Source organism: Calditrichota bacterium (genome assembly GCA_013152715.1).
Classification (GTDB): domain Bacteria; phylum Zhuqueibacterota; class Zhuqueibacteria; order Thermofontimicrobiales; family Thermofontimicrobiaceae; genus 4484-87.
In genome coordinates this window covers 22894-31093 of the sequence record JAADFU010000043.1, presented here as the reverse complement: position 1 = coordinate 31093, position 8200 = coordinate 22894, and the positions used below count along the sequence as shown (strand labels likewise).

The following is an 8200-nucleotide window of genomic DNA, read 5'->3' as shown; positions in this document are numbered from 1 at the left end:
CTTTTTTGCGACAAAAAACAGCACATTTGATAGCTATTTATCTTTCAATCGCATTATTTTTACTCATCAGCACCGCGGTTATCGCCCATTTCCAGCTTGATTTGAAAGTTCAGCGGCTTTTTTATGACCACGCAGCAAATCCTGGCTGGTATCAGAAAAATGCTCCGCTTTGGCATTTTCTTTATCACTATGGCCCCTTGCCGGCGCTGCTGCTTTCATTTGCTGCGATTGCAGTGCTCATTTTTCAGAAATCAGTGCCTAAATTGAGAAAATATAAACATGCCAGCAAATTATTTCTGCTCGCCATGATTTTAGGTCCAGGCGTCATCATCAACGGCGTGCTCAAAGACCACTGGGGACGTCCCAGACCGCGGCAGGTGGAGGAATTTGGCGGTCAGTGGGAATTTCGCGAAATCTGGCAACCAGGCATTCCCGGCAAGGGCAAATCTTTTCCCTGTGGACATGCTTCGGCAGGGTTCATTTTTTTCGCGCTTTTTCTGGCACTGCGGGACAAGCACAAAAAAATTGCCTGGTTCAGCCTGTTTTTCAGTCTCATTTACGGTTCGCTCATCGGCGTCGCGCGCATGGCGCAGGGAGGGCATTTTCTTTCCGATGTCATCTGGTCCTGGGGAATTACCTGGCTCATCATTTTGATTCTCTACTATCACATTTTGAAAATCCCTGACGAAGAAAATCAAACAAAACCTGAAAAGCAGCAACCAAACACCTTGCTTTCAGGCAAAAACAGAATTTTGATGACAATTGCCTTCGTTTTTTCTGTTGCCTTTTTGGTGTTTTTCTTTCTTTTTTCCAAGCCGGCTTACAAAGAATTTCACTACCGACTGCCGCGTTCCGCTGCTTTGCCAATTTTGAAAATCGATTTTCAAGTCGAGCATGGCGATGTGGTATTTGTTCCAGATTCTCTTTCTGATATTTTGCAAATCGACGGCACAATGCAGGGCTTTGGTTTCCCGGAATTCAAATTCAAAAATGACATCGCCAAACAAATTTCCGGAGATACGTTGAAATTGACATTCGCCTTTGCCCTGTCGGGATTTTTCTACGAGAAAGGCATTGTTTTCACCTGTCGGTTTGACAGCACGGAACGAATTTTGTTTGGCGGGAAAGTTAAAAACGGAGATTTATTTTTGAAAACAAAGGATAACATTAAAAAAATTAAATATCTGCCACAGAGCCGCAGAGGGCACAGAGGGAAAATTGACAAAGAAAATTGAATATCAAGAATCTTTGTGTTTTCGAGTCCGCCATAAGCGGATCCGCCTTTGGCGCGATCTTGGTGGTTTGAAATTATTTCAAGGAGCGCAAAAATGGAAAATTTGACTGCGAAAGAATTAAAAGAATTGATTGTCTCGGTTTTTTCACCGCGGGAAAAGGATGAAAAGCTGGCGATTCTAATCGATGTGCCCGATGAAGTCGTTCCTGATAATGAAAACTGGCGCATCAGACGGAAACTGGCGCAGGATTGGGCGGAAAAATTGGCTTCTGTGGCATCTGAAATCGGACTGAAAGAAATCGCTCTGCTGCTCTATCCCAATGTGCACAACAACAATGCGGATTTGCCGGAGACAGCCTATTTTTTCGATGGCGATGCGGAAAATTTGCAGGCGAGAAATTTGACAGCAAACGGGCAGGCGGTAAATTTCAAAGAAAAATTGAGCCAAACGCAGCTCGTCATCGCGCTGACCGAATTTTCCGCCACTGCTCCGCTGAAGATTCTGGCGAAACAGATGAATTTCCGCGCGGCAACCATGCCCGGATTTTCTCCCGAGATGATCCCTGCACTTCGTCTCGATTACGCCGAAATCAACCGCCGTGTCCAGCAAATCAAAAAACTACTCGACGAAGCTGTTGCGCTGGAAATCGATTTCACAACTACCGATGGGGACAATTTTCACATCAATTTTGACCTGCGCTTTCGCAAAGGCCATGCCAGCGGCGGGCGATTCCCTGATTCGGGAGTTGCTGGAAATCTACCCAGCGGAGAAAGTTACATCGTGCCCTACGAAGGGGAAAAACCGGAAAAGAGCCTTTCCGAAGGCTTTCTGCCGGTGCAACTGGAGGGTGAAATTGTCGTTTACAAAATCCGCGCGAACAAAGCCGTTGAAGTCGTTTCTTCGGGCGAAATCTCAAAACAAGAAAGCGAAAAAATTCAACACGAACCGGCGTACGCCAACATTGCCGAATTGGGCTTTGGCGTGCTGGGCGATTTTGGCATCTCCCCCACCGGCGAAATTTTGCTGGACGAAAAATTGGGCTTGCACATCGCTTTTGGCAGGAGCGACCACTTTGGCGGCGCTGTGGGCCCGACAGATTTCAGTTCACCGGAAAATGTCGTGCACATCGATCGCATTTACATTTCGGAAATGCAGCCGGATGTTCTCCCCGTCGCGGTGAAACTCCGTTTTAAAAATGGCGAAACGCAAATTCTAATGAAAGACGGGAAATACATGATTTTTTCATAGACCGGACTTTTTCAAACCAAGCGCCATTGAATTAGCCATTGGCGAATCAGACTTGGGGGCATCCTTTTACTACCAGACTATTGCTCTTTTTGCTCATTTGAACTTTAATCCGCAAGCCAGCGTACTAAAATTGTAACTATTCAGCTCGAAGCCGCCAAGGCTCCGAGATTTAATTTAGTAAAAAAAAATAATTTCTTGGGAACCGCTTTAAATAAACTGATAATTTCTAGAGTAACTACCATTTTCAGGTATTCCTGATCCCTGCCCCCATGTGGGGGGCTTTGTATCTGAATAGCCACCTAAAATTATGCTAAAATTCAAAATATGACACTGAAAGGTAAAGCGATGAAAAGATTTTTCCTTTTTCAAATTTTATTCTCTGTAATTTTTGTTTTTTCTCTTTTGGCTCAGCAAACGGAAAATAGTGATGATTTTCTCAAACGCGAAGCCGAAGGCAAAAATAGAATGGCAAAAAAATGGCTCACGGAAGATGGCAACACCACACCCAACATGGATAAATACGATGTGACCTATTACCAGCTTAATTTAGAGCTTGTTCCTTCGCAAAAATTTCTCACCGGTTTTGTGCAAATGAACGCAAAAATTTTGCAGCCGGTCAATTCCATTGATGTACATCTTGTTTACTCACTTTATCCGGACAGTGTGCTCGTGGACGGGCAAAACGTGTCCACGTCCTTCTCCGGAGGCATTCTGACCTTTTATTTTGCGGACACAAAGAATACCAACGAGGCTTTTTCTGCAAAAATATTTTACCACGGCTACCCCGCATCAGCGGGGTTCGGTTTTGACCAGGATTCAGGCCAGCCCATGATCTGGTCGTTGAGCGAACCTTACGCAGCGCGAACCTGGTGGCCTTGCAAAGATACACCGTCAGACAAAGCGGATTCGGCAGACATCGTGATCACTGTTCCCGAAAATCTGATCGTTGCTTCCAATGGCTTGCTGCGCGAAGAAAAAACGCTGCCCGATAACAAAAAACAATATTGGTGGCATGAAAAATATCCCATCGCAACTTATTTGATTTCCATTGCTGCGCATCCGTTTCACTTTTATTCTGATGAATATGTCACATTAAGCGGCGATACCATGCCTATTCAATTTTACGTTTTTCCGAGAAATTACCAGGGCAATCTCAACGATTATGCGAAAACAAAAGACATGATTCATGCCTATGCTTCACTTTTCGGAGAATATCCGTTTGTTGAAGAAAAATACGGACATGCGGAATTTTTAGGCTGGGCCAGCGGCATGGAACACCAAACTCTCACCAGTCTCCACGGCGTGGGAGAAACTCTAATTGCGCACGAATTAGCTCATCAGTGGTGGGGAGATATGATTACGTGTAACAGTTTTCACCACATTTGGCTAAATGAGGGATTTGCGACCTATTCTGAGGCGCTGTGGATGGAATGGTCGCATGGCAAAGCATACTACCGACAATATCAAAAAAATCACTTTTACTATGGCCCGGGGACAATCTATGTGGAAGATCCGGAACATGATGTCATTTTTGACGGTAATCTCAGCTATCGCAAGGCGTCGTGCGTCCTGCACATGCTGCGTCACGTTGTCGGCGATTCTACCTTTTTTCAGATACTTCATACTTATTACAACGATCCGCTTCGCAAATATGGCACCGCGACCACGGAGCAATTTCAGGCGGTCTGCGAACAAGTTTCGGGCATGGACTTAACTGATTTTTTTCATCAATGGATTTATGAGCAAGGTTTTCCTTATTACCAATATTTCTACGCGACAAAAATGCTCCCGGATAATCGGTATTATCTTTTCTCCACCATCAAGCAAATTCAGAGTTTCGGGCCTATTTTCAAAATGCCTGTCGATGTGACCGTGGAGACAGCAGACGGCGACACGACTTTTGTTGTCTGGACGCAGAATGAAATCGATACTTTTTCCGTCATTCTGCCGCATGAACCCCTGAAAATCACTTTGGACAAAGACGACTGGATTCTTTGCAAAAAAGAATTTTCCGCGCAGCCGTTTTTCACTGCCAAATCCTACAAAATTCTTGACGAAAACGGCAATAAAAACGGCAGATGGGACGCTGGCGAGACGGTGCAGTTGAAACTCTCTACACTCAATAACGGAATGGCTCTGGAGAATGCCTCGGTCATTTTGCGCGTTTCCGATCCTCTGGTGACAATTCAGGATTCGACCGCAGCAATCGGCAGCGTCAACTATCAGGAAATTTTTACCAATGAAAATGAGCCTTTTGTTGTTAGTTCTGATCCTTCGATTTCCGGAAAAATGATTCCATTCCAACTGCAAGTGTTTGAAAATGACAACTTCGTTGGCAAAGCGACATTTTCCATTCCCGTCGGGAAACCATCCATTCTGCTCCTTGACGATGACAATAATCAAAATTACGAAACGTATTATCAAAATGCATTAGAATCAAATTACAATTATTTCGATTATTGGGATTCGCAAAGCAAAATTTTTCCCGATTCCCTGACACGCTACAAAACAGTCATTTGGTTTCAGGGAATGCAAACAACCAATTTATTACCGAACACTTTTCGCAGCGTTTTAGTTGATTTTATTAATCAGGGTGGGGATCTCATAGTTTTCAGTCAGAATCTGGCGGAATTTGTTGCCAGCAGCGGCGATGCGGCAAAAATCGCTTTTCTGGCAGATTATTTTGGGGTTCAATTCGAGACCGGCGCTACTTCGGAATCTGTGATTGTCGGCAAATCCGGCGATCCCATTAGTTCGGGAATGGCAATAACCTTTACCGGACCTTACGGATTGGATAATCAACATTCTCGGGATGAAATGAGTCCTGTTAATGGGGCGCATTCTATTTTCAAATATTTGCAGTCTCAGAAAAGCGCCGGAATTAGATTCGAGCCGATGGCTACAGACGCAAAAATCGTATATTTGGCTTTTGGATTGGAAGGCGTGGCAGGTCCCAGCGAAGATACAGGTTCTAAACTCATGTCCAATATTTTTAAATGGTTCAATCCGTTAACTGATGTGCCGGAAACGGAAAATGTTTCCCTGTCGCCAAAATCGTTTCAGCTATTTCAAAATTATCCCAATCCGTTCAACCCGGAGACAAATATTCACTTTTTTCTCCCTGAAGCGACAATGGCGTCAATTTCTATTTACAATATTTCAGGCCAGCGCATTCGTACGCTTTTCGAAGCAAAGAAAAGCGCTGGTAGCTATTCGATTCTCTGGGATGGCAAAGACGAAAATGGCAATCTTGCAGCGAGCGGAATTTATATTTATCGCTTGATAACAAAAGAATTCAGTCAGCAGAAGAAGATGATTTTGATTCATTAGGCTAAATAATATCATATTTTGAAAAATTTTACCTGGGAAAAATGATGAAAAAAGTAAAACGAATTGGCGTTTTAACCGGCGGCGGAGACTGTCCCGGATTGAATGCTGTGATTCGCGCCATTGTGAAAACAGCATCCTTCGAATTTGATTTTGAAATAATCGGCTTTTTTGATGGCTTCAACGGATTAGTGGAAAATCGCTACACGGAATTGGATTTGAACTCGGTGTCCGGAATATTGACCCAGGGAGGCACTATTCTTGGCACAACAAATCGCGCCGATCCGTTTCAATACCCAATTCTTGAAAACGGAAAATATGTCTATCTTGACCAATCAGATCAGGCGATTAAAACTTTTGAAGACCTGGGATTGGATGCTCTTTTTTGCATTGGCGGAGACGGAACAATGGCAGTCGCGGATAAATTTTCCCAAAAAGGCATCCCTATTATTGGGATTCCCAAAACCATCGACAACGACCTTTTCGGCACGGATGTCACTTTTGGATTTGATTCGGCAATGACCACAGCGACCGAAGCCATCGATAAAATTCACACGACGGCCCAGGCGCATCACCGGGTGATGATTGTCGAAGTTATGGGCAGATACGCCGGCTGGTTAGCGCTGGGATCCGGAATTGCCGGCGGCGGCGACATCATTTTAATTCCTGAAATCCCCTTTCGCATCGAAAAAGTGTGCGAAAAAATAAAAGAGCGCAATTACCGGGGCAAACATTTCAGCATTCTGGTGGTTGGCGAAGGCGCAAAACCGGAAGGCGGCGAACTTGTCGTGCGTCAGCGTCTGGAAGGAAGCCCGGAACCGATTCGTCTTGGCGGCATTAGCTACAGAATTTCCGAACAGATCGAGTCCATGATTAGCACGGAAACCCGCGTGACAGTTTTAGGCCACCTGCTGCGCGGTGGCATTCCCACGCCCACAGACAGATTGTTGGCGTCGCGTTTCGGCGTGGCGGCGGTTCATTTGTTAGCGAAGAAAAAATTTGGCAGAATGGTAGCGCTTCAGGGCGCAGAAATCAAATCCGTTCCCATTCCCGAAATTGCCGGAAAAAATCGCATTGTACCATTGGATTCGCCGTTAATAAAGACAGCCCGCGCACTGGGAACTTCACTCGGAGATTAAACAAAAAAAGCGCCGAACATTTGAGAACGGCGCTCTTTTGTTGTTCAGATTTTTCAGCTCAATTCAAGCAATTTATTCACACATTTTTTAATACCTTTGGCAACAAAAGCAACCGACGGACCCAGCATGTACGCTGGTGTAGAAACGATTTTATTCTTTTCGTCCACCGCGATCTCGTCTACTGATCGCTCAACGTGTTTTCCGCCCATGGCTTCGATGGCTTCAGCGGTTCCTTTGTCGTTTCCGATGGTGAGTGTCGGATGATGCTCGCCCAAAATTTTCGCTCCCAGCGCCGGCGAGATACAAATAAACCCCAGCGGTTTTCCCGCAACGTGCATCCCTTTCACCAATCGTTCCACGTCTTGGTTAACGGAACAATTAGCCCCTTCAGTGGCAAAAGTGCACAAATTTTTCGCCGCGCCATAGCCTCCGGGAAAAACTAACGCATCCAACTCCGACTCTTTCACGTCGGCAATATTGCGAATTTCCCCTCTGGCAATGCGCGCCGCTTCAGTGAGCACATTTCGCTTTTCTCCTTCGGCGACCTCGCCTTTGTTGTGATTAATTACGTGCATTTGCTCTACGTCCGGCGCCATGATAATTGTCTGTGCGCCAGCTTCGTCCAGCGCCAACAAAGTCAGTACTGCTTCGTGAATTTCACTGCCGTCATAGACTCCGCATCCGGCAAGTACAACGCCGACTCTTTTATCCGAAAAATCAGTCATAACGCAATCCTCCTGTTCTAAATTCATCGTTTCTGTTCGTTGGAAATATAATCAATCAGAGGGATTTTGTCAATTGGTTTTTTTGGCATTTGGCAATCGGCTTTCGGCCTTTCGCTTCTGGCTTTTGCCGTGTTTTGTGTCATTGAAATTCAAGCTCAACATTGAACTATGAACTTTAAACTCGGAACTCGAAACAAAAAAGGCAGACACCTAAAAAAAGCGCCTGCCTTGTAATAAATTTTTCTAAAATTAGTTTTTCACGATTGCCAGAATATCAGCGCGTTGCACGATGAGCAATTCTTTTCCGTCAATTTCAACTTCATCGCCAACATATTTTCCGTACAAAATCTTGTCGCCAACTTTCAGAATGTCCTGCAAATCTTCATCAGTACCCACAGCGATGACTTTGCCGATGCGGGGTTTTTCTTTTGCAGTTTCAGGAATGATGATAGCGCCCTGTTTTGCTTCTTCCTCAACGCGTTCCACAACTACGCGATCGTCCAAAGGCTTTAACTCCATAACACAA

Annotated in this window: 6 protein-coding genes; 4 read left to right on the top strand and 2 right to left on the bottom strand. The window is 44.9% G+C overall.

Features of this window, described 5'->3' with window-relative positions:
- The 4 genes from GXO74_03775 to GXO74_03760 form a co-directional block, all read left to right on the top strand.
- Positions 1-1235 (top strand): phosphatase PAP2 family protein (locus tag GXO74_03775; protein ID NOZ60779.1); only part of this gene is annotated, 1235 nt, incomplete at its 5' end.
- A 93-nt stretch (positions 1236-1328) separates the two neighbouring features.
- Positions 1329-2483 carry a hypothetical protein gene (locus GXO74_03770; GenBank protein NOZ60778.1) on the top strand — a complete coding sequence of 385 codons (1155 nt, stop codon included), beginning with the start codon at positions 1329-1331 and terminating at the stop codon, positions 2481-2483.
- Between the two features lie 345 nt (positions 2484-2828).
- Complete coding sequence (locus GXO74_03765; protein ID NOZ60777.1) at positions 2829-5813, top strand: T9SS type A sorting domain-containing protein; 2985 nt, start codon at positions 2829-2831, stop codon at positions 5811-5813.
- A gap of 44 nt (positions 5814-5857) precedes the next feature.
- A complete protein-coding gene (locus GXO74_03760) occupies positions 5858-6949 on the top strand; it encodes an ATP-dependent 6-phosphofructokinase (protein NOZ60776.1) in 1092 nt (363 codons plus the stop codon).
- A 53-nt stretch (positions 6950-7002) separates the two neighbouring features.
- Here the strand turns inward: GXO74_03760 and elbB are convergent, their stop codons facing one another.
- Positions 7003-7674: an isoprenoid biosynthesis glyoxalase ElbB gene (gene elbB, locus GXO74_03755; GenBank protein ID NOZ60775.1), complete on the bottom strand. Its 672-nt coding sequence runs from the start codon at positions 7672-7674 to the stop codon at positions 7003-7005.
- A gap of 249 nt (positions 7675-7923) precedes the next feature.
- Positions 7924-8193: a co-chaperone GroES gene (locus tag GXO74_03750; protein NOZ60774.1), complete on the bottom strand. Its 270-nt coding sequence runs from the start codon at positions 8191-8193 to the stop codon at positions 7924-7926.
- Between the last annotated feature and the right edge of the window lie 7 nt (positions 8194-8200).

What these genes read in the sequence shown, in the direction of transcription:
- GXO74_03770 (NOZ60778.1), top strand. Translation starts at nt 1,329, where the DNA reads ATGGAAAATTTGACTGCGAAAGAATTAAAAGAATTGATTGTCTCGGTT.
- GXO74_03765 (NOZ60777.1), top strand. Translation starts at nt 2,829, where the DNA reads ATGAAAAGATTTTTCCTTTTTCAAATTTTATTCTCTGTAATTTTTGTT.
- GXO74_03760 (NOZ60776.1), top strand. Translation starts at nt 5,858, where the DNA reads ATGAAAAAAGTAAAACGAATTGGCGTTTTAACCGGCGGCGGAGACTGT.
- elbB (NOZ60775.1), bottom strand. Translation starts at nt 7,674, where the DNA reads ATGACTGATTTTTCGGATAAAAGAGTCGGCGTTGTACTTGCCGGATGC.
- GXO74_03750 (NOZ60774.1), bottom strand. Translation starts at nt 8,193, where the DNA reads ATGGAGTTAAAGCCTTTGGACGATCGCGTAGTTGTGGAACGCGTTGAG.